Origin of the sequence: Enterococcus sp. 9E7_DIV0242 (genome assembly GCF_002140975.2) — a bacterium.
Taxonomy (GTDB): Bacteria; Bacillota; Bacilli; order Lactobacillales; family Enterococcaceae; genus Enterococcus_L; species Enterococcus_L clewellii.
Map to the genome: position 1 here is coordinate 3,192,697 of NZ_CP147247.1, position 23,413 is coordinate 3,216,109.

23 protein-coding genes are annotated in these 23,413 nt (G+C 40.3%); 22 read left to right on the plus strand and 1 reads right to left on the minus strand.

Annotated features, from left to right (window positions below):
• The first annotated feature begins 77 nt into the window (after window positions 1-77).
• The 14 genes from A5888_RS15170 to A5888_RS15235 all read left to right on the plus strand — a co-directional run bounded on the left by A5888_RS15170 (window position 78) and on the right by A5888_RS15235 (window position 16,181).
• Window positions 78-767 (plus strand): winged helix-turn-helix domain-containing protein, encoded by a 690-nt coding sequence (locus tag A5888_RS15170; protein WP_086348859.1) that lies wholly within the window; start codon window positions 78-80, stop codon window positions 765-767.
• A gap of 209 nt (window positions 768-976) precedes the next feature.
• Complete coding sequence (locus tag A5888_RS15175; RefSeq protein ID WP_086348860.1) at window positions 977-4,444, plus strand: isopeptide-forming domain-containing fimbrial protein; 3,468 nt, start codon at window positions 977-979, stop codon at window positions 4,442-4,444.
• Window positions 4,445-4,459: 15 nt separating this feature from the next.
• Window positions 4,460-4,801 (plus strand): LPXTG cell wall anchor domain-containing protein, encoded by a 342-nt coding sequence (locus tag A5888_RS15180; RefSeq protein WP_249274463.1) that lies wholly within the window; start codon window positions 4,460-4,462, stop codon window positions 4,799-4,801.
• Window positions 4,798-5,601 carry a WxL domain-containing protein gene (locus tag A5888_RS15185; RefSeq protein WP_086348861.1) on the plus strand — a complete coding sequence of 268 codons (804 nt, stop codon included), beginning with the start codon at window positions 4,798-4,800 and terminating at the stop codon, window positions 5,599-5,601. The genes A5888_RS15180 and A5888_RS15185 overlap by 4 nt, the downstream gene beginning before the upstream one ends.
• Window positions 5,602-5,638: 37 nt before the next feature.
• Window positions 5,639-6,385 (plus strand): WxL domain-containing protein, encoded by a 747-nt coding sequence (locus A5888_RS15190; RefSeq protein WP_086348862.1) that lies wholly within the window; start codon window positions 5,639-5,641, stop codon window positions 6,383-6,385.
• 84 nt (window positions 6,386-6,469) lie between these two features.
• On the plus strand, window positions 6,470-7,552 hold the full coding sequence (locus tag A5888_RS15195; RefSeq protein ID WP_086348863.1) for a DUF916 and DUF3324 domain-containing protein: 1,083 nt from the start codon (window positions 6,470-6,472) through the stop codon (window positions 7,550-7,552).
• A 27-nt stretch (window positions 7,553-7,579) separates the two neighbouring features.
• Entirely contained in the window at window positions 7,580-8,248 is a 669-nt protein-coding gene (locus A5888_RS15200) for a hypothetical protein (RefSeq protein WP_086348864.1), read from the plus strand.
• A gap of 12 nt (window positions 8,249-8,260) precedes the next feature.
• Window positions 8,261-8,998, plus strand: coding sequence for a signal peptidase I (gene lepB / locus A5888_RS15205; RefSeq protein ID WP_086348865.1), 738 nt, complete (start codon window positions 8,261-8,263; stop codon window positions 8,996-8,998).
• Between the two features lie 19 nt (window positions 8,999-9,017).
• A complete protein-coding gene (gene lepB, locus A5888_RS15210; RefSeq protein WP_086348866.1) occupies window positions 9,018-9,650 on the plus strand; it encodes a signal peptidase I in 633 nt (210 codons plus the stop codon).
• A 24-nt stretch (window positions 9,651-9,674) separates the two neighbouring features.
• Window positions 9,675-12,305, plus strand: coding sequence for a YfhO family protein (locus A5888_RS15215; RefSeq protein ID WP_086348867.1), 2,631 nt, complete (start codon window positions 9,675-9,677; stop codon window positions 12,303-12,305).
• The gene (locus tag A5888_RS15220; protein WP_086348868.1) at window positions 12,302-13,261 is read left to right on the plus strand and encodes a DUF5067 domain-containing protein; all 960 of its coding nucleotides are present in this window, start codon (window positions 12,302-12,304) and stop codon (window positions 13,259-13,261) included. Before A5888_RS15215 ends, A5888_RS15220 begins: the two co-directional genes overlap by 4 nt.
• Before the next feature lie 13 nt (window positions 13,262-13,274).
• Window positions 13,275-14,003 (plus strand): hypothetical protein, encoded by a 729-nt coding sequence (locus A5888_RS15225; RefSeq protein WP_086348869.1) that lies wholly within the window; start codon window positions 13,275-13,277, stop codon window positions 14,001-14,003.
• Window positions 14,004-14,225: 222 nt separating this feature from the next.
• Window positions 14,226-15,551: a hypothetical protein gene (locus A5888_RS15230; protein WP_086348870.1), complete on the plus strand. Its 1,326-nt coding sequence runs from the start codon at window positions 14,226-14,228 to the stop codon at window positions 15,549-15,551.
• A gap of 108 nt (window positions 15,552-15,659) precedes the next feature.
• The gene (locus A5888_RS15235; protein WP_086348871.1) at window positions 15,660-16,181 is read left to right on the plus strand and encodes a DUF1456 family protein; all 522 of its coding nucleotides are present in this window, start codon (window positions 15,660-15,662) and stop codon (window positions 16,179-16,181) included.
• Window positions 16,182-16,315: 134 nt separating this feature from the next.
• Here A5888_RS15235 and A5888_RS15240 read toward each other — a convergent pair whose 3' ends face one another.
• On the minus strand, window positions 16,316-16,807 hold the full coding sequence (locus A5888_RS15240) for a pyridoxamine 5'-phosphate oxidase family protein (protein ID WP_086348872.1): 492 nt from the start codon (window positions 16,805-16,807) through the stop codon (window positions 16,316-16,318).
• Between the two features lie 334 nt (window positions 16,808-17,141).
• Here A5888_RS15240 and A5888_RS15245 point away from each other — a divergent pair, with 334 nt between their 5' ends.
• The 8 genes from A5888_RS15245 to tnpA all read left to right on the plus strand — a co-directional run bounded on the left by A5888_RS15245 (window position 17,142) and on the right by tnpA (window position 22,881).
• Window positions 17,142-17,621: an RNA polymerase sigma factor gene (locus A5888_RS15245; RefSeq protein WP_086348873.1), complete on the plus strand. Its 480-nt coding sequence runs from the start codon at window positions 17,142-17,144 to the stop codon at window positions 17,619-17,621.
• A complete protein-coding gene (locus A5888_RS15250; protein WP_086348874.1) occupies window positions 17,618-17,947 on the plus strand; it encodes a zf-HC2 domain-containing protein in 330 nt (109 codons plus the stop codon). Before A5888_RS15245 ends, A5888_RS15250 begins: the two co-directional genes overlap by 4 nt.
• Before the next feature lie 23 nt (window positions 17,948-17,970).
• The gene (locus A5888_RS15255; RefSeq protein WP_086348875.1) at window positions 17,971-18,687 is read left to right on the plus strand and encodes an ATP-binding cassette domain-containing protein; all 717 of its coding nucleotides are present in this window, start codon (window positions 17,971-17,973) and stop codon (window positions 18,685-18,687) included.
• On the plus strand, window positions 18,671-19,441 hold the full coding sequence (locus A5888_RS15260; protein WP_086348876.1) for a hypothetical protein: 771 nt from the start codon (window positions 18,671-18,673) through the stop codon (window positions 19,439-19,441). The genes A5888_RS15255 and A5888_RS15260 overlap by 17 nt, the downstream gene beginning before the upstream one ends.
• 604 nt (window positions 19,442-20,045) lie before the next feature.
• The gene (locus tag A5888_RS15265) at window positions 20,046-20,336 is read left to right on the plus strand and encodes a hypothetical protein (protein ID WP_339102083.1); all 291 of its coding nucleotides are present in this window, start codon (window positions 20,046-20,048) and stop codon (window positions 20,334-20,336) included.
• Window positions 20,337-20,859: 523 nt separating this feature from the next.
• Window positions 20,860-21,489 carry a type II CAAX prenyl endopeptidase Rce1 family protein gene (locus A5888_RS15270; protein WP_086348877.1) on the plus strand — a complete coding sequence of 210 codons (630 nt, stop codon included), beginning with the start codon at window positions 20,860-20,862 and terminating at the stop codon, window positions 21,487-21,489.
• Window positions 21,490-21,549: 60 nt separating this feature from the next.
• Window positions 21,550-22,191, plus strand: coding sequence for a type II CAAX prenyl endopeptidase Rce1 family protein (locus A5888_RS15275; RefSeq protein ID WP_086348878.1), 642 nt, complete (start codon window positions 21,550-21,552; stop codon window positions 22,189-22,191).
• 216 nt (window positions 22,192-22,407) lie between these two features.
• On the plus strand, window positions 22,408-22,881 hold the full coding sequence (gene tnpA, locus A5888_RS15280; RefSeq protein ID WP_339101673.1) for an IS200/IS605 family transposase: 474 nt from the start codon (window positions 22,408-22,410) through the stop codon (window positions 22,879-22,881).
• Window positions 22,882-23,413 lie beyond the last annotated feature (532 nt).

The window sequence follows — 23,413 nt, forward strand, 5'->3', positions numbered from 1 at the left end:
TAAATTTTATATATACTATTTTTGTTTTAATAAAAAAAATTGATATATAATTTCGTTGAGGAAGGAGGGAGAAGTGAATGAACTATTATTTAGGAGTAGCAAAAGAGGTATTGGAGGAAAATATTGTTGATGTGAATGATTTCTCCAGACAGGGATTTAGTTTACATGTATTAGATGAGAATGCACGGATTGATGAGGAATTTGATGCGGTAATTTTGAATGGCAATGATCCTGCTGTAGCGATGACAAGCAATATTATCTTACGCTTAAGCAATACACCAAATGTTTATGTTTGGACAGTCATGAATTCTTCCGATCATTCTCAAAAAAATTTATACCTGAATTTGGGAGCGGCGGGTGTTTTTTGCCAAGGAGATACATCAGAGCAGATCGCGTTGACAATCAAAAATATTTTGGCACATTCAGTAACAGCAGATAGTGGAAGTTCTGAAGAACGTCCAACCGATCCAATAGGAATCAAATTGATTCCTAATAGCATCGGATTGAAATACAAAGGCAAGGATGTTTATCTGACGAAAAATGAATATCAAATTATGGAGATACTGATCAATCGGTACCCACATACAGTTTCTTATTCTGAATTGGCACAAAAAATCTGGCGGACAGATGGAGAAGACAGAAAGTTTCGTGTAGCCAACCTTGTTCACTTATTGAGAAATAAATTGAAACAAGAAACAGGAGAAGCAGATATCTTGCTGACCGTTCGATCGAAAGGCTATCGATTAAACAAAAATATAGTAGTTTAAACGATAGCGAAGCGATTGAGCCAAAAGGCTATAAATGGTCCTCCAGACGCCCCATAATACATGAAGTTCTATTTTTAAAATGGTTTCACCTTTTTATTTTAAGTAGAGTGTACGAAATGCATACCGTGACTTGATTTAGAAAGTTGAAATATAGATACATGTGTCGGCATGTACCCTATATATAAAAGAAAGGAGTTGAAAAAAATAGAATGAAAAATGGAAAAATGCGTTACCTTTTTACCACGGTCATTTTGGTCGTTAGTCTGGTTCTGATGTTTTTCCTTACGAATGGAAGCAGTATAAAAGCATCCGAAGATGGGGAAATAGGAACGGCTGAATTTGATCCAGATCTTCCGACATTGCCTGGAACAGAAGCTGACCTACATACGGAGGAAGACATTACTATTCCGCAAATGGAAAGCTATATGGCTGGAACAGCTTATCAGGCGCCTCTTGCAAGAGCCAACGGAAAAATTACCGGTGGCATGACTGCAGCTGAGTATAACAGTTTATATGCTTCACTGAATCAACAGCAAAATGATGCTTGGAATGCGACCTACAATTTCCGTCCGGAAACCAATGTCGTTCACGTGTCAGATTGGGCAACCTTTAAGGCAGCATACGAAAACAACGCAGTGTCTAAGATAATTCTTGATGCAGATATCTATTATGGTACTAGTACAAGAGTTGCCAGAACCGAATCCATTGAAATCGACGGACAAGGCCATTTGTTAGAAATGCGAAATGGTTCAGTCAATGTAGATGGGTTAAGTTCGCTGTCAAACTTCGGCAAAGCATTTTCAGATGTACCGGTCTTCCACATGCACGATATCCAGATTGCGAATAATACCGGTTATGGTGCTGTTGAAGGAAGTCTGGGAAATGCTTGGGCTTTTGTCAATGGGGACGGCGAATTTGAAGAGAACCGAGGCTTGTGGCGTTACCGAATAGGGAACGTGACTACGCCATATGATGCAAGTCAGGCAACGAATAACCAACGTGTTGGTGGTCGACTAATCAACGGGAACTATGCCGAAATCAGTGTTTGGGGCTATAACAAAGTTGTTACAGGAGCTGAAAATTTCTACACAGGTGGTATGACCTATGAACCTTACACCTATTATAAAGGGGAGATTGCTGATTATAACTATTCAGCCATCTGGTTTATCCAAAGTGTAGGGAATACTGAAGGAACCAGTAACCGGGGATTAAGTACGGGAACCAGAAAGTTTGATATTGGTGAAGGCTCATTTGTCTATTTACACAATACCAATACTGGTACCGGTTATCCAGGCGTTTATGAACATTATGATGAGCTGATTGTCGGAAAAAATGCAACATACAATGCTAATACGGCCGGATCAGCAGTTTCCTTTAATCAGGACAATGCAAAATTTACTGCAATGGAAGGTGCCACGGTCAATCTGCTTTCCAGAAACGATGCCTCAGGTTATCCGACCTTAGTCATCGGGAGCTCTAACTCTACTCATACAGGCGGTTCTTCCAGTCCGGACAACATTCGTGTTGAATTTCAGCCGAAGACCAAAGTATTTATCGTAGGGAATAATTCGACAGGAGCCGTTGGTTATCGTGGAAGTAGCGCGACCTCACAAATTATATTGGACAGTCCGGAAACGTTTGATATTCGTAACACACGTACAAACACAGGAACAAGTAGGGCCTTTCTAGGAGACAGCAGCACCAGCCGAGGAAGTCATGTTTTTACGGTGAAGAACTCAGATATTTCAATCTGGGAAAACTCAGTAGATATGGATGGTGCACCTACCTATGATTATTCAAATGTAGGAGACTTTACTGTGACTAATGGTGTTGCGAATGGGACGGTTACCAGTACGGACGGCACTCTGGCTAGTCAGTATACCAGACCTAATTTTAAGAGAATCTCAGGAATGAATAGTACGCCTGAGCTGATTTGGACACCGGTAACGGATGCTGATTATAGTCAAAGGGCGCAAATATTAATTGGGTATACAGCAGTAGGGGGAAGCGATCCATTCGATCCTAATGGAGACGCCTACACGAAACCAGTTTATGCGGACGCAACTCGTAAAGCCTATGTTGATTACATCGATACGTTAGGGAATACCTATACAGGCGTAAGTACAAGCGATAGTTTTGTCCATTGGGCAAAAGCCGACCATACAACACCGGGCTTCCAAATCGCTGATCAGGATATGAAAGGGACACCGTATCGTGCAAGTCTTGTTAACGGGACACTAACACCTTATAGGACAGGGATCGAGACACCAACAACGGTTATTGATGTCACTCCGCCTGAGCCGGCAGAATTGATTGGTAACAAGCTGACTAACGCGATAAAGCAATTGAAGGCAGAAAATCTTGAGCCAAATGCCAAGGTATTTCTATCAATCAATGGCGGTAGTCGAATAGCAGCAGGTACAGTCGGTGCTGATGGGAAATGGAGCTATGATCTATCAGCCTATATGAACACTGGAGAAACAGTATCAATTTATCTGCAGGATAGTGCAGCAGCAGCGCCAGCGGATATTGTACCAGCTCCACCAAGTACGAATAGTGCGGATGGGAACATCAACCCATCACCTAATGACCTGACTTATAGAGACGCGACATTCAAGAAAGCAGCAGTCTACACTGTTGTCGATGTTTTGCCGGATGTTCCGGCTATGAGTAAATCGGTAAAATCTTACCGCAGTGGTACTGAGGTAAGTAATACGCAAGTAGGAGACACACTTGTGTACACATTAACGGCTAAAAATAACAAAGCAGCCACCTTTGAAACGGATTGGTCAAACGTCAAGATTACCGATACCTTGCCTAACGGTTTGGAATTTGATCCAGCTACTTCAGAAGTAACGCTGAATGGGACAGTTATCACTTCTCCAAGCGGGTATACCTATGACAGTACCACACGTTTGCTGACGATTCCGGTGGGAAATCTGAATTCTCAGGAAGAAGCAGTTGTCACATTTGAAGCGAAAGTCAGTTCATCATCCGTTGGTCAAACTATTGTGAACAAAGCGAAGGCTGAAGGTGCTTCTCCAAGGGAAACACTATTTACAGCAGGGCCTGAAAATCCACAAGCTGACCATGAAACTTATTGGGCTGAATCCAGTGATGTATCCAACCCGGGAGGAAGTATTTATGGTGTTCTGGAGTTGGTTTCAGCACCTGCAAAAATCGACTTCGGTCTTCAGGAAACAGGAAATCTTGGAAGATACCGTGCAGAAAATCCGGAATATGACAAGAACAATACGCCTCTTGTTGTAGGAGATAGTCGGGCAACGCTGTCTACTTGGTATTTAACTGCTAAAGTAACAAAGGTGCTGACTTCAGAAGATGATTCAACATATACCTTGCCTAATGCGCTGAAGTATAAGAATGATACCAGCGAAGAGGTACTGGGATTGAACGAATCAAGAACGCTTGTAAGTCATACGTATTCAATGCCAAATTCTATTGAAACTAAGAGTGACAATGGCGAAAAAGCACAGAACTTAAGTGAATCGAAGGATGCGACAAGTCGAGTAGCTGGCAATAATGGGATTTTTAATGTCTCTCAAGAAGAATGGGAGAACAAGAACAATGGGTTCATCCTAGAGCTGAACAGTACAGATTACAGAAAAATGGATGACTATACTGCAACGATCTTGTTTACAGTCAGTGATACACCATAGGAGGAGGGCATAGTAGTGAAGCTGAGTAATATGAAACATCTGCTGTTATCGTCCTTCATGCTGGTATTGCTGGCGCTGATGGTCGGTGCACCAGTCTATGCACAAGAAGGGGAAGGCGGTGGAGCGGTCCAGACGAATGGAGTCATCGGCTTCTATGAAGAAGAGACATCACCTGCTCCCAGCACGACAGAACCGACAAAAGACAGCAGTGAACCAACTGTAACGAAACCAGCGGGTAAATACCCGTCAACAGGTGAGCTGGTGAAGAAAAGTCTGTCAATAAGCGGTGGCATTCTACTCTTGTGTGTTCTCGTACTTTTTCTGATCAAACGCAGAAAGAGAGGGAACGAGTCATGAAAATTCGAGTATTCGGTATAGGAACACTCTGCGCCTTGGGTCTGGCTTTTTGGACGGCAATACCAGCGCTGGCAGTGGAGTCGACAGCTACCGGAAACGGTCATGTCAGTTTTTTCGGAGACTACACGGAGGTGGGGATCATTGATCCTGAGCATCCAGAGACGGATGCAGATCCCGGAGAAAGTCCTAGTACAACAGGTGATCTTCGCATCGATTTTGTTCCTCAACTGAATTTTACAGGAGAGAATAAGATTTCTGATAAGGATAGTGTTTATCCGGCAAATGCACAGCTGTTTCATGATGAGACAGAGGCGCGTGGAAACTTTATCCAAATTTCAGATTATCGGGGAGCAGCCTTAGGTTGGGCTTTGCAGCTCAGACAGGAAACACAATTTCAAAATACCCAGACGGCCAACAGTCAGCTGGACGGAGCTGTCCTATCTTTTGACAAGTCATGGACAAGCTCAAGACAGACAGGGATGGCTGCACCAATCGTCTCAAAAGAAGTGATTCAATTGAGCAGTATTGGTGAGACCTATACACTTGCTGAAGCAAATCCGGGTGCCGGTATCGGAACTTGGGCGATCTCCTTTGGGGCCTCTTCTGACAATCCAGCTGGATTGGAAGGAACATTGAGCCCAAGGGCGAAGCGCGATGGCAGTGATTTATTGGACGAGGCTTATGGGAACAAACAGGTGCACGCCAATAGTGCGGTCACTTTATCTGTACCGGGTGGAACAAAAAAAGACTCGGTCGCTTACACAACGGTGTTAACTTGGCTTTTAGCTGAGTTGCCATAAATAAAAAACACACACATACAATTAGGAGGAAACACAAATGAAATTAGCACACAAATTATGCGGAGCAGCTTTAGTAGCAGTAGCGGGGGTTGCTTTGACAGTACCAAACACAACAAAGGCAGCAGAAGATTCAAAAACTGGAACAGGACACGTAGCATTTACATCTACAACAAACACAGACTTGATTGACCCAGGAAGCTCAAGCGGTACGATCATCACTGACTCATCTATTACAGATCCAGGCGAATTCGGTATGCGTTTCGTTACACCTTTAGAATTTGGGTCACATGATGCATTGACAAGTAGTGCAAGAGCAGACTACCCAGTAGAGTTGTATACAGCCAATGAAGGAAATGCTGATGAGTTTGACGTACAAAACTTTGTGGCATTCCAAGATTTCCGTCCGGCACAAGATCACTCGTACAAACTAAGTGCAGCGATCACACAACAATTCCAATCAACTGCCGGTACATTCCTTAAAGGGGCTGACATCACGTACAATAACTTATGGGTTTCAAACAATGGTGCAGATACTGCCTTGAATCCTGCAGGCGTAGCACCAGGTGCAGTAGCATTGGAAGGATCAGATGATGCAACACCAGGTAATTCTGTAGCATTCATCACTAACACGGCTACAGATGGAAAAGGATATGGTAAATACGAATTGAACTTTGGAACAAAAGACAACGGGACAGATTCAGTAACCTTGTCAATTCCAACAACTACAGTTAAAAATGGTGACTACAATGCTGTTGTCACTTGGACACTGTCAGATACTATCTAACAGACGTTCAGAATAACGAGAAGAAGCTCCCTGACTCTGCGGGCTGGGGAGCTCTTTTTCTGAGAAGAAAGGGACAAAGAATAGATGAGAAAACAATGGAAAATTAGTGCTGTTTTTTTATTATACATAGTAGGGCTGCTGTGCTCGACGGTACAGACATATGCGGCAGAGGATTCTTCCACTAGTGAAAATCCGATCGGCTTTAATTATAAAGTCATAAAACCTGAGAATCAGCGAGAAACAAATGTCGGCTATTTTGATTTGCGAATGACTCCCGGGCAGAAACAAACGGTGCAGGTAGAACTGGTTAACCCAGCAGCGGAAGACGTAGAGGTAGAGGTTTCGCTGAATGGCGCAAAAACGAATGGTAATGGTGTAGTTGAATTTGGACCGGTAGGAATCGATAAGGATAAATCATTAAAGTATGATTTTGTAGATGTAGTGAAGGGTCCCGAGTCTGTTGTGATACCTGCAAAAGGGACAGTCATGGTGGATCTGACTATCACAATGCCAGAAGTAGGCTATGACGGTGTGATTGCTGGCGGGATTCAGTTGAAGAAGAAGGTAGATGAAAAAGAACGTGAAAAACAAACAGGAGTCATCAATGAATATGCTTTTATGATCGGAATGCTTCTGACTGAGACTGACACAACGGTTTTACCGGAATTGGAATTAAATGATGTCTATGCAGGGTTAAGAAATTTTCGCAATAGTATTTTTATTAATTTTTCGAATGTAGAAGCGGCCTTTTTGGAATCTGCGACAACTGAAGTGCAGATTACGGAAAAAGACTCGGACGCTGTTTTATATGATACAAAAAAGGCGAATATGCGTATTGCTCCCAACAGTATGGTCGATTTTCCGGTTTCCATGAACGGAGAACAGATGACTCCGGGAGAGTATCATGCAACGATCACGGTGACAGCTGGAGATCGGAAATGGGCTTGGGACAAGGACTTCACTATTACGGATGAAGAAGCAGATAAATTCAACGATCAGGATGTAAGTATGGTGAAGCAAGAAGGCATTAACTGGATGCTGATTGGTCTGATCGGCGGCTCGGGTATTGTTGTTGGATTGATTATTTTCTTTGTCGTTCGGATGATCAATAAGAAAAAACAACAGAAAAAACGTGTGACAAAAAAGAAAAAATCAACGCGTAAATAAACGTAAAGAGAAAGAGAGGGAAAAGAAATGAGTGTATTAGACTGGTCATTTGTTTCTCTGCTGGCAGCAGCCTTTCTCTTTTTGTTTTTTGGATTATTGTTCCTGCTGCTATTCTTCTTGACTGGCAAGAACTTCCGAATGATGAAAAGAAAGCGGCCGCCGAAGAATAAGAAAAAACGGAAACGATTTATTCGTCACCGTCAATTAATAGAAAAGCAGTGGAAAAGACAAAGAACCTGGATGCTTGTTTTTCTGCTTTTAGCAGGGATCAGCAGTGGTGGTGCGTTGTACAGTCGTTATTACCAACGGAATCATTTAGCCGCAGAAGAAACAGAAGCACTGGCTAAGAGCTATTATCTGCTGGAAGAAGTGAACAATCAGCTAAACAATATCAAAGAAGGGACAAATCCACAGAAATCCATCAAAAATATTCAGGATCTGTCGAGCCGTCTGGCAAGCTATGGCGCTAGAAAGCCTATCCTTTCTCTTTCAGAAGACAATCAAAGGATGCTGAAGCGGCACTTTGTACTTTTACAGGAGTTGGGTGTGAATTTGAATGCCCAGACAGTTGAAAGTTTGCAAGCCGAAGAAACCTATACTGGCTATTTGGGTGATATTGAACGAATACAAACGAGTCAAAGTAATGTGTTCAAGCATTTTAGAGTGAATGAGAGCGCCCTGAAGCAAAAACAATAGAGGCGATAAAGCATGAAGAAACGTAAAGAGGAAATGGCATTTGAAGCTGTTTCATACAAAAGAAACAAGGCGACAGGCAAAAGACGACCTAGAAAAAAGCCGACTGGACAGGATACTGGTTCGAAAAAGTCTGTTGAAACAAAGGCTAATAAGCTGCGTATCAGAGCGGCTCAACAGCTCCCTTCAAAAAACAGGGGAAAGAAGCGGCGGCGTAAGAACAGCTTGAAAATGAAACAGCATTTGCTCAAAGAGATAGGCATCGCAGCTTCGCTGACAATGACATTGTTTCTCTTAGTATTCTTTAGTACCTGTGCGCTGCCCACCGTGAATGGCTATTCCATGACGCCAACATTCAATGATCAGGATCGTCTGATTGTTTATAAGTGGGGAGAAATCAAGCGGTTCAGTCTGATTTATCTTCGAAACCCTGAAAAAAAGGACTGGCTGATTCGTCGAGTGATTGGGCGTCCAGGTGAACTTGTTGAGTATCGCAAAGGAGTATTGTACATAAATGGCAGTGAGGTACCAGAACGTTTCTTGCCTTCGTTGGTTGAAGAAGGAACGGATACGCCAATAACTGCGGATTTTCAACAAGCAGGTGGAAAAATTCCTAATGGAAAATATTTTGTTCTGGGAGATAATCGATCTTATGCAACAGATAGTCGGTATTTTGGCTTGGTAGACGAAAGTGAAATAAAGGGAACTGTGGTCGCACGGATTTTTCCGATACATGGGCTGCGACAGTTCTGATGGATAAAGAGGCAAGTAGATGGATAGAAAAAAGAGAATCCCTAGAACACATCGTGAGCAATTAGGGAAAAGACGATCGATAAGTAAAAAAAGGGCGAAATTTACACTCAACTCATTAGTTGTACTCTTAAAAGAGTCAGTTGTTTTTCTTTTATTGATTGGTGGATGCCTAGTCTTTTCCTTGCGATTTGGTGTACATCAGGTAGATGGACGTTCGATGTTTCCTACCTTTCAAAATGGTGACCGCATCGTTGTGACAAAAAATCAACAACCTCAAAGATACGATATCATCACGTTTGAACCGGCTGGTAAAAAGAATGAATCCTACATCAAGCGAGTCATGGGCGTACCGGGAGATACGATAGTAGTGGAGGGGACGTCTATCTTCTTAGTTTCAAAGAAAACCGAACAAACAGCAATAACTAGCACGTCAGATATTCCGGACGGAGCTTTGAAAATCAATGTTACGAAAACTGTGGCGGCCGAACTAGCTGACTACTCAAAAATTCCGGAGGACTGCTACTTCGTCGAGGGAGACAACCGTGACCATTCAACAGACAGTCGGGCTTTCGGACTGGTTCATAGCGGGCAGATCGAAGGGATCGTGAACTGGCGCTATTTCCCATTTAATAAAATAGGAAGTGTCCGGTGATTAAAACAAGAAAGAGAGAAAACAATGACACATTTACAACGAAAAAAAATAATCCGAAATTGCGGATGGCCCATACTTCTAAGCTTTAGCCTGCCTGTTTTGATTATGGTCGCTGTTTATTACAGCAAAGGAATCTATCCAGGCAGCGAGCTGTCTCTGCTGGCAAGTGATGCTTTTTCCCAATATGCCAATTTTCATGCCAGTTTTAATAATGTTCTTCAAGGAAAGCAGAGTATTTTTTATACATGGTCCGGTTCCTTAGGTCTGAACTATTGGTCGCTGATGGGCTATTACCTAAATGGTCTGTTCACTCCCCTTGTTGGACTTGCGGATAACTTACATATGACAGATACCTTGTATTATTTGACCTTGCTAAAATTTGGCGCAAGCGGGATCGCCTTTTGGGTATTTTCCCACAATACATATAGAATCAATCGCTGGATGTCTGTTGGCTTAAGTGTAGCGTACGCTTTGATGGCGTATACAGTTGGCTACTCTGAAGTGATTATGTGGTTGGATACATTTGTTTACTTGCCATTAATTATTTTGGGGATTCATCGGTTGATGGATCAAAAGAAACCAGTCGTCCTGTTTATTAGCTACTTGCTTATGTTTTTATCAAATTTTTACATGGCTTTTATGGTCGGTGTGTTTAGTGCGCTCTATTTTTTGGCTCGCACTTGTACAGATTGGCCAAAGTACAAAAAAAGCATAGGGTCTTATCTTGTCACAGCATTCTTGGCTGGTGGGGCTTCAATGGTGACTATTCTTCCGACTGTCATGGATTTGAGGGCTAATGGTGAAAGCATTACAGGAATCAGTCGGCTTTTAACAAAAGATGTAGGTCCTTGGGATTTGATTGCTAAAAATCTGACTGGTGTGTATGATACATCGAAGTTTGGAAGTATGCCCTTTATTTATATCGGACTACTGCCATTGGTTTTCTGCGTTTTCTATTTTGTCAGTCGAAAAATCCCATTAAAAAACAAGCTATTGTATGCAGGTATTTTACTTTTTCTAGTAGCGAGCGTCTATTTAGAGCCGTTGAATTTGTTTTGGCATGGGCTGCATGCGCCGAATATGTTTTTATTCCGCTTTAGTTTTTTGATTTCCTTTATGGTCATCTTGCTAGCTGGCTATGGGCTGGAAGCCTTTAATATAAACGAATCGAATCGGTTTGTTAATAGTGTTTTAGGTGTCGGCGGTGTCTTCTTACTCTTTTTGTTTTTATCCAATAAAAAGAGATATGGTGTAATCACAACAGAGAGCTTGTTGTTCACCATCGGGCTATTGATTGCTTACTTGGTCATCATGCTTGGCTGGCTATATAAAGAAAAATGGCGTCGAAGCCTTGTCATTCTTCTGCTGACCGTAATGGCAGGAGAGGCGGCTTTCAATGCACAAGCGCTGATTTCCGGTATCAAACAGGAGTGGAGCTATCCGAGTAGTGAACTGTATACAGCGAATCATTCTGATATCCAGAGCTTAGTCGATGCAGCAGAAGGAAAAAATGAAACGTTCTTTCGAATGGAGAATATGGACCCAACTTCTTTGAATGAGAGCTTCCGATTTGGTTACCATGGTGTCACGATGTTTTCATCTATTCGAAATCGCCATTCCTCGCAATATGTCAATGCGCTGGGGTATCGTTCTTTGGGAACAAATTTGCAGGTCCATTATGAGAACAACACACTTTTAGGCGATTCACTGATGGGGATCAAATACAATTTGGGTAAAGAATCACCACTTAAATTCGGGTATGAAAAAGTTGCTGAATCAGGGAAGTATTGGCTGTATGAAAATAAATATGCACTACCTTTAGGTATTCTAACAGATGAAGGGATCTACGAAGAAGAGGCTGTTAGGAATCAGACCGAATTCTTCAATTACCTTTCTCAAGAAGAGGAAGAAGTCTTCTTTTTCCGAGATGCAGCGATTATTGGGTCGGAAAATGCACTGATCACGGAGCAGGAAGAAACGGTAGAAATAGGAGAAGAACAGCCGAATCAGCCGACAAAGGTCACTTGGATGGTCACTGTACCGGCTAAAACACAAGGTTACTTAAGCCTCACACCAACTGACTTTGCTAGTGTAAGTGGGATGCATGTGACCGCTGAGGTAGATGGTATCAGTCGTACGACACCATTTGAGAATGCGGGGCAATATTTTAACCTTGGCTACTATGAAGAGACGACTTCTGTAGAAGTGACAGCAGAGTTTTTGAAAGGATCGATGGAGCGACCAAACTTTGAAATCTATAAACCGGATGCAGTTTTTCTTGATACGGAGAAATTTGCGACAATGGTTGAAGCAATCCAGAAAAAAGGTGTAGATTTCAAAGAAGAAGGCAGAAAAGCAACTGCGTCTGTTTCGTTGGAAAAAGAACAAGTCGTATTGACAACCATTCCCTATGATAAAGGATGGTCTGTTCTGATCGATGGGAAGCAGGCAGAAATCACATCATTTAAAGATGCCTTTCTTTCAGTGAAAGTACCTAAAGGAACGCATGACATCGAATTTATATTTTTACCGCAAGGCTTTAAAATTGGTGCGGGGTTGTTTGTCAGCTGTATTCTTTTATTTATCGGCTATATCTGGCGGTTAAACATGAAGCAGCGTGAAGGGATAGAACGTGAGGGAGAACGAAATATATGAAAAAAGTAATAACAGGAATAATGTTTATTTTGATGTTCCTCACCTTAGCTGCATGCCAAAGCAATAAGCTGTCAGGTGAAGCATCATCCTTTGCTGCTAAAGGCGGCTCTTATGCCTTTCGCTTACCAGAGGGCTGGGAAGTAGAACAAGAGTATCAAACCATATTTAACAAGGCTGCTGTATTTGGTGCGATAGATACAAATAGCCTTTCACAAATGTTTATTCGAACAGAGCTTTATGATGAATCGATCAATGAAGAGAAGTTAAAGCAGTTGGCAAAGGATCAGCTGGAAAAGTATCATGACGAGCTGACTGCAGAGCCGGAAGAGTTTCAAGTGGATGGTTTTTCGGGTATTTATTATAAGGGTGAAGACCTGTTTAAACGCAAACCTGTTTGGATTCATCTTTATTATGTTGCAGTAGGGAAGCAAATCGTTGAATTCCAATTCCAAAGTCCGAAAGACCAGTCCGATAAAGGACGGCAGGAAGTATTTCGCAAAGCTGTACAGAGTTTGAAAGTTAAAGCGAACGATGACAAGGTAGCCGTCTCTGAGTCAGAGCAGGAACAAGAACAGACACCTAGAAAAGCAGAGAATGATCAGCTGTCGTTGCAAATCACCGGACAAAAAGTAGAAAAGCAGGATTCGGGAAAAGGGGTACTGATTCTTCGTTATATTTGTACCAATAAGGGCGAACAATCAATAGTTCCTGTTGATGAATGGGATAAAGCTGTGACAGTAGAGCAAGGAACGGCAGTGCTGGCTTCCTTAGCTGAATCTCAAGAGGAAGAAGTCAACTACTTACTACAAGCCGGAGGGCAATCTTTGGGAGCATCGAAAACAATTGAAGCAGCAGTTGTTTATACGCTTGAAGATGCAACAGACAATGTCCGGTTGATTTTTGATAATGAATTATTTCCGGAGAAAGAAGCACTTGAGTTGGAGATAACAAATTGAGGAGGATATACGAATGCAAAAATGGCTGCTGACGAGCTTGATCAGTCTTATCATGTTACTGACAGGCTGTGCCTCGTCTTCTACTGCTGAAACAAAGCTGGCAGAAAACGAACAAGCCTTTACATGGTGGCAGGACCGGGCGACGGAATTTGGAAGTTACGATTACCAGACAACAGAAGAAGATGCTTTTAAGGATTTGAAGGAGCGTTTTGAGGTATCGCTGCTTCCGTCATTTGAGCAAGCACAAATCATCATTGATGCAGCTTTTTTGACGAATAGCAGAAAGGCAGAGCCGAGAGATTATTATTTCTATGCATCGAATAAAGGGTTGATCGTGACGAATATTCTTCGATACAAAGGCGAGGATTCAGGTGCTACTTCTTATGGGAAGATCATTGAAACTTATGACTATCTTCCGGAGTTGAAAAAAGTGAAGGTTGCAAATCAGCGGATTGAGCTTCACAATGAAACCTTGAACAATCAATACAATGGCAAAGAGTTGCTGACGACATTGAATGAACTGGGTACGATGCTTGAAATTGAAGATTTGTCCGATTGTCTGGAGACATTTAAAGAGGCAATAAAAGATCCTACAGCCCTTGGAAATAAGGATATAGTTATTTATGAGGACTACCAAGAAGGGAAAAAAGAAGAAACCTTTGGTAAGCTTTTAGGCGTGAAGTACGATAAGTCGGGAATCGTATCACAGATTTACGCCGTGACCTATGATTATCGCAGATAACTGCACCGATTTAAGGGAAATAGAAACGGTTCAAGTTGGCTAAATAGAGCGAAGCTGGAAAGACCAATCACTTTAGCAGTGTCTGGTCTTTTTTGTGTTCAGAGTAGAGACAAGGAATCATTACTGAAGAAATAGATACGAATTTACAACGAAAACACCTGGCAATTATGCTAAACTATCTATAAGCAAATAGGGAACATGTAAAAGATAGGAGTGTAGAGAATGAAAAAGAAGGTTTTGGGGATTACTGTTGGTGTGGTTATCCTGATTGTCGCGGTTATCGGAATCGTGTTATTTCAGAAGCAGGCCGCTGAACAGAAAAAAATTGCAGCTGAGAAGAAAGAAATCACAGCTGTGCAAAAAAAAGTAACAGCGATCGAAAAAATGGCAAAGAGAGACGGTGAATTATACAAGGACGTTGCTTCTTTGTATGATGAAGAGCAAGATTTTTTAGCGAAAACTATCGATGTGGAAGCTATTGATCAAGTAAAAGAAGAGCTTTCAGAAAAGCAAGAAGCAATCAAAAAACTAGAAGCAGAGTATGCTTCTAAAATAAAGACGACTGCAGCAAATGACGCCTTGAAGAAATTACAGAATCAAGCGGCCATAGCTAAGGATAAATTGGTGATCCAAACAGATGTCAATGCACTTTTCGGCTCAAAGGAAGCGGCAATCAATGGGGATACAGTCAAAAAAGAGCTGCCAATCGAGACGAAGCTGACGAAAGGGAATGTTTCAAAAATCAGTGACCTCGTCGACAATGATCAGAAAATAACCGGAGAATGGCATCAGGCAATCCTAGTTGCTCTTAAAAATGCGACGACGCAACTTGAGCAAAATGAAAAAATTCAGAAATTATTGAAGGGCACATTTGAAGGCGATAGTCCAAAAGAAACGGTGAAGCAAAGCGATTACGATACATTAAATGAAGAAATTAAAAAGGTCAAAAATGAAGAGCTGAAAGCTGGTTATAAAGCGAAGCTCGTATTGATCAAAGATAAGATCGATACGAAAAAAGAATTGGCTGAATTAGAGAAGCAGCAACAAGCCGCAGAACTAGAAGCGGAACAAGCGGCAGCGAAAGCTGCTGAAGATGCAGCAGCTGCGACGAAAAAGGCCACGGAAGATGCAGCCAGTCAACAAGCCTCTGCTGAAACCGATGTATTAGCTGGTTATTCAGCTGAGCAAATCGAAATGGCTCGTGTATGGCTGACAAGATTTGACCTGCAACTAACTGGGTTATCGGTGACTAGGTATGCCGCAGGGACACCGATAAATCCATATAATACCAGTAATAGCATGACATATCCTTCAGAAACCATCATGCTTTCAGGAGAAGGAACTGCAGGTGCATACATCGTTTATGCCAGTAATCATAATGGAACAGTAACTGTTTACACAGTACCAGGACATTGGCCAGCTGCGTCTGTTTCCGATCCAAAAGTATCTATGGAGCTGACCCAAAAAGTTTTGGATAGTGCTCAAGTGATAGGGGTCCCGGAAGGAAATCCAAATGATGTAAGGGATTTGATTTTATTACAGAGGTAGTAGGGTGACCTGTTCGATAGGTGGGACTAATAAACCTTTAACAAATGGAATAAGCAGGTTATTTCTGTGCTAAAATAAGAACAGCTATGAAAATGATGGAGGAAAACAATGAACAATAATGACATACTACTACGCCTGAGATATGCGCTAGACATGAAGGATACAGATATAGTAAAAGCTTTTGAATTGGGTGGCATGACGTTTTCTAAAGAAGAGGTCAAGGATATGCTGACAAGAGAAAACAACCGAACACAAGAAGAAAAGGACAGCTTTGAAAAGAATATCTATGTAAAACCAATCAATAACCAAGTGCTGGATAAATTTTTGAATGGGTTTATTACCTTGAAGCGTGGCGAACCCAAAAATAAAACAGCTGAAGCGCCCCAAGCAAAAAGCAGTGAAGTCCACCATATCAACAATGTCTTGTTGAAAAAAGTGAAGATCGCCCTGTCTTTGACCAGTGAGGATATGTTAGATATCCTAGCTGAAGCAGGTGTTTATCCATCAAAAGGAGAATTGGGGGCTATCTTGAGAAAAGAGGGACACCGCAATTTTAAACCCTGTGGAGACAAGTATGCTCGTAATTTTTTGAAGGGCTTGGGCTTGTGTTACCGTAAGGACAATAACTAAAAATTAGAGCCACATAATAAAGAACACCATTGTGAAAGAAATGTTCGAAACGAGCGATTTAATTCGTGAAAATAAAAAGAAAGTAGTGTGTAAGAAGAGCCCTTCTTCCTCGCTACTTTCTTTTTATTTTCACGTTACATCTTATTTGGATGAATGTGTTCTTTACAGGAATACGAAGCAAGAACGACTTTAATGATTCCTGTGGCGGCAATCATTTTATCAGGTGGGAAATGATAGTTTTTATGCTTCACTTCATGATCCATTAACAACTGTAATGCTTGTTTCTTTTCTTCCAACTCCTGAATGATAAACGCATCGCCAAAACCAATCAAGCTCTGGTAAGCAAAGGAATATTTTTCTGCCACAGTTCCCGCTTCGATCAACTCATGATTGCAATCCATTTCAACTGCTACTTTGGATTTGTTTTTCAGTAATTGAATTTTCTTCCCTTGACGAGCACCATGGATGTAAAGAGTCAGGTTTTCTTCCTGCCAATGGTACCCAAAATTTACTGGGACGACATAAGGATAAGGCTCGTCAAACATCGCAAGTCGGACCACATGACAGTTTTCTACAATCTCCTTTATTTTATCCAGTTCTAAAATTTCTCGTTCTTTTCTTCTCATTGCCTATACACACCCTTCTTTTCAACTGTAACAGAGATAGGTAAATCCGGTTTTTTTGTTCGACTGACTCTTGTTATGATAAGACGGCAACGCCAGTCTGTTGTGTCATTTTATCTAATTATAAGCGCTTATTTCCAAATTACAAGAACAGATAAACAAATACATGTCTTCTTTTAAAAAGAGCGGATTTCTGCCACAATAGTAGAGAAGAGGTTGCCTAAGGGACATCGTCTATTCGATTTTTTGTAGAAAATAAAATTCTTTTGAAACGTTTTTTGATTTCCGTAGTCATATAGAGGAATAGCATAAGTTTTTGGTAACTGGAGGTGAGTGTGTGTCGGAGATTGAATTTGAAGAAGTATTTAAAATGTACTTTTCTGATGTGTACAAATATGTTTTATCCCTTTGTCACGACAAGGATATAGCAGAGGAAGTGACGCAGGAAACATTTTTCAAAGCGATGAGGACGATCGATCGGTTTAATGGAACGTGCAAGCTCTATGTTTGGTTGTGTCAAATTGCGAAAAACACGTATTTTACCCTTCAAAAAAAGCATAAAGGGACTGTGTCAGAAGTTGATATTTTTTTCAGCGATAAGCTGGATATAGAGAGTGATTACCTCAGCAAAGAAGCCGTTCAAAGACTGCATATCTTGTTGCACGATATGAAAGAACCCTATAAGGAAGTGTTTACGTTGCGATTGTTTGGCGAGTTATCTTTTGCACAAATCGGGAGTCTGTTTGATAAAAGCGATAGTTGGGCAAGAGTGATATTTTATCGAGCGAAAAAGAAATTACAGGAGGGTATGACATGAAAATATCTTGTGAAGTTATCAGAGACTTACTGCCGCTATATCATGATGGTGTGTGCAGTGAAGAGAGTAAAGAATTGGTGGAGGAACACGTGGCTTATTGCGAGGAATGTCGAGCGGAGTTAGCTTTTATGGATGAGAATTTGCAAGCAAGTCATGCGACAGAAAATTTAAAAGAGGCGGAGGCAGTGAAAAAAATGGCGAAAAAATGGAAACAGAGCAAATGGTTATCTTTGCTTAGAGGTGTGGGAATCGGGCTTGGCGTGATGGTGTTGTTACTGTTATTCCTATCTCTGTTCATGGATTTCAAATTTACCGTAACCCCCTAAGAATAACTAAGGAGTTGGACAGGATGCATACAATTTTAGCTGCTGAAACTATTAAGAAGAATTTCGGAAAAAGACCTATATTGGATGGTGTAACACTCCATGTGAAGCGAGGTGATATCTATGGCTTGATTGGAAAAAATGGGTCTGGTAAGACGACTCTATTGAGCGTGTTATCGGGGCTGATATGTGATTACGAGGGTAAGATTTCCATTCGTAAAAGCGGTACTCGGATAACTAAAATTTCAGCCGTCATCAAAGATCCGGCTCTTTTTCTGAATATGAGCGCAGTTGACAACATGAAAGAACAGGCATACTTGCTTGGTGTGAAAAACGAAGTCGAAATCCAGCGTGTGCTAACAATGGTTGGACTAGATAGCAGGAATCGAGATCCAGTTAGGACGTTTTCCTTAGGGATGACCCAACGAATGAAGCTTGCGTTAGCCCTATTGGAACAGCCGGATATCTTGATTTTGGATGAGCCAACCAATGGACTTGATCCAGATGGCATAGCAGATATGCGGGAATTGTTACTGGATTTAAATCAGTCGAAGGGCACAACGATTTTAATTTCCAGCCATATCTTGAGTGAACTGGAGCAACTGGCGACCCGATTTGGGATTTTGCACGATGGAAAAATCGTCAAGGAGATCAGTGAGCAAGAACTCTCTCAAACGGGTGATACTCTGGAAAAATTGTATCTACATTATACAAGGAGGCATGAGGATGACCCCAATTATTAAAGGCGATTTTTTTCGTTTAGGCAAGAGTAAGCAAGGGCGCTCTTTACTAATGACAGCTTTGTTTATATCTGTATTATTTACAGTGCTCATTCACCAAGAGATTCGATTTGGAATCATCATTTTTGAAAGTGAGACCAATTTCAAATCTGTATGGGACATATTTGAGCTAGGCTTGGCCCATCAAAAGATACTGGGTATCTTCGTTGCCATCATGATAGCAGGCTTCATTGGACAGGAGTATCAGTGGCACACGTGGCAGCAAAAATGGCTTGCTGGGTATAGTCGCTCACGGATTTATTTGTCAAAGGTGCTTCTTTCCATAACACTTTCTGTGGGGCTATTCTTCCTTTTTGAAATGACGACGTTTCTGTTATCCGGTGCATTAGCGATTACTTGGACAGGCAATTTTTGGTTGCTGCTTGTGGGCGGCTGCTTCATCTATGCGACATTAGGAAGTTCCCTTTGCTTGATTGCCATGCTGATCAAACAGTCATTTGCTGCGACCCTTGCTTGCCTTGGCTTTGTGATGTTTGGCGAAATGCTCTTGATGGTCGTTCATCAGCTGGCTCGCTTCTCTGAGATACTAGCACAGGTTGCAAAATGGCTGACGAAGCACAGCTTATACGGGATGGCGCAAACAATGCAAGGAAATATCTCGGTACAGGATGTTTTTTCTGTGGCGGTGACAGGGATGGGCATCATGATGCTGACGACTATCATCGGGATAGCAGTTTTTCGGCACTATGAGTTATGAGAATAGTTTGATAAGTTGATGAATAGGGAATCTCTCAAATGGTTGGTAAGACAACGGTTTGGGAGGTTTTTACATGTGTTTAAAATCAAGCCTGAACCTAAATGTTGGAAAATAAACGTCAAAAGTTTGATTAGCTAATTTTTGAAGAAAAGCGTACCAAAATATTTAAGATCAAGATACCGTTTTTCTGTAAAAAATTCTTAAAAATACAGGTATAATATCAGTGCTGTGTGGATGTAACAAAATAATAAGATGAGGATACATAAGAAAAGGATGGTAACATAAAATTCTAAATTCACTGATTAGAAATCCTTAAATGAAGATAATCCTAGAGAAGGCGGTTGTAAACCTTTTTAAATATATATGTGTAAGAAATAAAAAACGGAGGTTAATCTATGAAAAAGATGAGTTATTTTGTTGGAGTCGTTTTTTACTGCATGGTATTTTTATGTTTTAAAGTAGATGCTGAAGTTGCTACCTTGTTCAGAATGTATAATCACACATAAAAAGATGATTTATATTCTGAACTAAATGAAAAAAATCACTTGATTCGAAAAGGGGGGATGAATGGGGACAGTGGAATACTCTCAACTCAACCAAAGGAATTGTTCCAGTATATAGACTTTATCATGGAGGAATCAAGAGGCATTTGTTTACGATGAATAGAACAGAAGTAACAACTTTGCAAAATCGTGGTTGGGCTAATGAAGGTATCGTGTTTAGAGCATATACTAGTCAGTGGCTAGGATTAAGACGAGCAGTTTTTAGATTGTATCATGAAGGAGCACGAAAACACTACTTGACTGGTGGCGTAAGTGAACGAGATGCACTTATGCGATCAGGCTGGAGATATGAAGGAATTACTTTTTACGTTGATAGGATTATAAATATTTAATATCTTGACTAAATCGAACATTGTGTAATAAAAAATCTGTGGAATTCTTGATTTCACAGCTAATTTTTTAGAGACACCTTTTAAGAAGCAAGTAGAAATATTTTTTCATAATATTAAAGCTGTCAAAACTTAAAAGTAGTGGTAGTGGGAAATTAGGTAGTAAGATAAAGTTCTGCTAGTCAATCAAAACTTAACTTCATAAAACTATAAAATAGATAATAATTCATGTCAATGTGGATTAAAGAGAGGATTACAGAAATAGAATAGCTACAGTTTGTGGATTCTAAAAAATGAGGATTTTCTGTACATAACATTATTATGCATATTCGATTATTTCGGAAAGAAGTTCCCTATTCAATCATATTCTAAAAGAGAAAATATTTTTAAGGTCCTACATATAAGACCATTAAATAAGTGATCAAAATATTGTGCTACGATTTGCAAGTCAAATATTAGTAGAAAATGTTAAATTTGATTATTATTACTTCATGATAGTGTCGAATTGGAGAAAGAAGGTCTGAATATGTCTGAAATAGGGAAAAGAATTGTTGGATATAGTTCAATTATTTTAGGCTTCATATGGTTGTCTCTGGGAGGGGGTGGCGCAATTTCCAGCCTAGGATTATTCTTAGGATGTCTAATTGGGACTCCTTTCATTTTAGGGAAAGAAGGAACGCTACAATTATTTAAGAGACCTAAGCATTTGTTTCTCTGGGCTATTGGGATGTACATCGTTGACACGATTTGGGGATTAGTTATTGGAATCACATTGAAATCAGTCGGTGTTATTATGAAGGGAAACGAGGTTGGAAATAATTTAGGATGGCTGTTTTATCTTTTGATTCCCTTTATGCTAATGGCTGAAGAAATGATGTCACTAACATTATTGGAAGATTTTGCCAAAAAGGTTCCTTTATGGGCTGCAAGTGTAATTTCGGCAGTTATCTTTGGATTAATGCACTTCTGGACCTACAATAGTGGACACTTTGGATTTACGCTAATTCATATCTTAACTATTCAAGGTGTAGGTCGTATATTTTTGAATATTGCCTATCTTAAGGGAGGGCGATCAATCTGGACTTCTTGGCTAGATCACATGTTGATTGATTTAATGGCAACGATTATCCCTTTGATTTTGACAACATTAATTTAACTATTACTTTGTATGTATTGATTAATTATTGAAACTTACTTTTTTAAGGGGGAACCATCAATGATGGAATTAACAGAAAATAATCGCAAAAAAACGACAATAAAAAATGGAATAATTGCGACAGGTATTATGATTGTTGCAATAGCAGGACTTATAACTGGTTTTGGTGGACCAATTTCGGCATGTTGGTTAGCACTGGGTGGTTTTACCAGTCTGTATCTTTTAGGCGGTTTTGACCTGTATAAAGGGAAGTTTCGAATTCGTCATATATTATCAGGTTTTCTAATGCTCATCGGTGTGCTAATTGCCAGTGGCATTTTCGGATTTCTTTTAAAAGATAACGGTTCTGCAAATCCAGCGGCTAGTCTTTTTACGAAAAGCAATTTCTTTCTGATGTGGATAACAATGATTGTTCCAAGTTTAATTGGTGAAGAAGCCTTTACTGCTGCTTTTATAAAAATAGGCCAAACTTTTAGTAATAAACTATGGATTGGTGTAGTTCTTAGTACAGTATTATTTACAGCTATGCATATCCCTGAATACCATGGAAGTATAGTGTCATTATTCGGCGTATTAGGGGCTAGATTAGTTTTTACGTATATTGCATTCAAGAAGGATAGCAGCTTTAAGACGGCAACCGTGCTTCACATTCTTTACGATACTCTATTGTTCGGTACAGCCGTATTTTTCAATGGACAGTAAGGTTTTTAGATTCTAAAGCAACGATGTTTCACTACTTAAAATAGACGAAATCCATTCAATTTTTGTTGAATGGATTTTATTTTGTATGTTCAGAAAACCCCTAGCTATGCTAGGGGTTCCGGAGAGCTTCCAGCGTGGTAGTAAAAAAGCCTCCTAAACTGTTAAGATGAAGTTGGTTTCCCGACCACCACATCAAAAAGTTTAGGAGGTACCTTTATGAAAAAGGTTAACGAAAGTTTATCACACACTGTATGGAAATGTAAGTATCATTTGGTATTCGCACCAAAATACAGAAGACAAATTATTTATGGAAAATACAAGACAAGTATAGGTGAAATACTCAGAGAATTATGTGAAAGAAAAGGCGTAGAATTTATTGAAGCAAATGCCTGTAAAGATCATGTTCATATGCTAGTGAGCATACCACCAAAATTGAGTATCTCTCGATTTATGGGCTATTTAAAAGGAAAAAGTAGTTTAATGATTTTCGACAGACATGCCAATTTGAAGTATCGCTATGGCAATCGAAAGTTTTGGTGTCGAGGATACTATGTGGATACGGTAGGGAGAAATAAGAAGCAGATAGAAGAATATATTCGTAATCAACTTCAAGAGGACTTCGTAGCAGACCAGCTAACCTTATTCGAAGAGGTTGATCCGTTTACAGGAAAAGAAAATCGGAAGAAATAGAAAAGAGCTCCTTTAAGGAGCTGTGAGTAAATGTGGTGCACGTGGGAGACCTTTTCTTCAGTGAGCCTTTCAGGCTCTGGCCGGTAATAGAGGCTTACAGCCGCAGAGCAAACCTCCAGTTCACACTGGAGGTTTTGATTATTTAATATGGAACTGTTTCTGCTTAAAATGCAAATTCTGTGACTATAGAAGAATGTACATTACATGTATTAAAAATTTTGTGCCAAATATCTAAAAAAATTAATGCCATTTTAAACGAAAAGTGACAGAATGATCCTTTTACTTTATCCTTTATATGTAAAAATAGGGTATAGAAAAATTTTCATGTAACTACTTTCTATCTGAAGGCGATCCTGGGATCAATTTTAAGTGTAAAATATTGATTTTCAAAAATGAGTGTTTATGAAAAAGAAAAATCAAAAAATAGGATGCTATCAATAATTTGAAAAAAATACGCTATAGGAGCAAGCCATTTTTTAACCGATCAGCAAGAAAAAATTCTATAATATCTGGAAATAAATAGGATGTATCA

What these genes read in the sequence shown, in the direction of transcription:
- lepB (WP_086348865.1), top strand. Translation starts at nt 8,261, where the DNA reads ATGAAGAAACGTAAAGAGGAAATGGCATTTGAAGCTGTTTCATACAAA.
- A5888_RS15170 (WP_086348859.1), top strand. Translation starts at nt 78, where the DNA reads ATGAACTATTATTTAGGAGTAGCAAAAGAGGTATTGGAGGAAAATATT.
- A5888_RS15275 (WP_086348878.1), top strand. Translation starts at nt 21,550, where the DNA reads ATGATGGAATTAACAGAAAATAATCGCAAAAAAACGACAATAAAAAAT.
- A5888_RS15185 (WP_086348861.1), top strand. Translation starts at nt 4,798, where the DNA reads ATGAAAATTCGAGTATTCGGTATAGGAACACTCTGCGCCTTGGGTCTG.
- tnpA (WP_339101673.1), top strand. Translation starts at nt 22,408, where the DNA reads ATGAAAAAGGTTAACGAAAGTTTATCACACACTGTATGGAAATGTAAG.
- A5888_RS15220 (WP_086348868.1), top strand. Translation starts at nt 12,302, where the DNA reads ATGAAAAAAGTAATAACAGGAATAATGTTTATTTTGATGTTCCTCACC.
- A5888_RS15235 (WP_086348871.1), top strand. Translation starts at nt 15,660, where the DNA reads ATGAACAATAATGACATACTACTACGCCTGAGATATGCGCTAGACATG.
- A5888_RS15215 (WP_086348867.1), top strand. Translation starts at nt 9,675, where the DNA reads ATGACACATTTACAACGAAAAAAAATAATCCGAAATTGCGGATGGCCC.
- A5888_RS15195 (WP_086348863.1), top strand. Translation starts at nt 6,470, where the DNA reads ATGAGAAAACAATGGAAAATTAGTGCTGTTTTTTTATTATACATAGTA.
- A5888_RS15260 (WP_086348876.1), top strand. Translation starts at nt 18,671, where the DNA reads ATGACCCCAATTATTAAAGGCGATTTTTTTCGTTTAGGCAAGAGTAAG.
- A5888_RS15200 (WP_086348864.1), top strand. Translation starts at nt 7,580, where the DNA reads ATGAGTGTATTAGACTGGTCATTTGTTTCTCTGCTGGCAGCAGCCTTT.
- A5888_RS15255 (WP_086348875.1), top strand. Translation starts at nt 17,971, where the DNA reads ATGCATACAATTTTAGCTGCTGAAACTATTAAGAAGAATTTCGGAAAA.
- lepB (WP_086348866.1), top strand. Translation starts at nt 9,018, where the DNA reads ATGGATAGAAAAAAGAGAATCCCTAGAACACATCGTGAGCAATTAGGG.
- A5888_RS15270 (WP_086348877.1), top strand. Translation starts at nt 20,860, where the DNA reads ATGTCTGAAATAGGGAAAAGAATTGTTGGATATAGTTCAATTATTTTA.
- A5888_RS15175 (WP_086348860.1), top strand. Translation starts at nt 977, where the DNA reads ATGAAAAATGGAAAAATGCGTTACCTTTTTACCACGGTCATTTTGGTC.
- A5888_RS15190 (WP_086348862.1), top strand. Translation starts at nt 5,639, where the DNA reads ATGAAATTAGCACACAAATTATGCGGAGCAGCTTTAGTAGCAGTAGCG.
- A5888_RS15230 (WP_086348870.1), top strand. Translation starts at nt 14,226, where the DNA reads ATGAAAAAGAAGGTTTTGGGGATTACTGTTGGTGTGGTTATCCTGATT.
- A5888_RS15225 (WP_086348869.1), top strand. Translation starts at nt 13,275, where the DNA reads ATGCAAAAATGGCTGCTGACGAGCTTGATCAGTCTTATCATGTTACTG.
- A5888_RS15240 (WP_086348872.1), bottom strand. Translation starts at nt 16,807, where the DNA reads ATGAGAAGAAAAGAACGAGAAATTTTAGAACTGGATAAAATAAAGGAG.
- A5888_RS15250 (WP_086348874.1), top strand. Translation starts at nt 17,618, where the DNA reads ATGAAAATATCTTGTGAAGTTATCAGAGACTTACTGCCGCTATATCAT.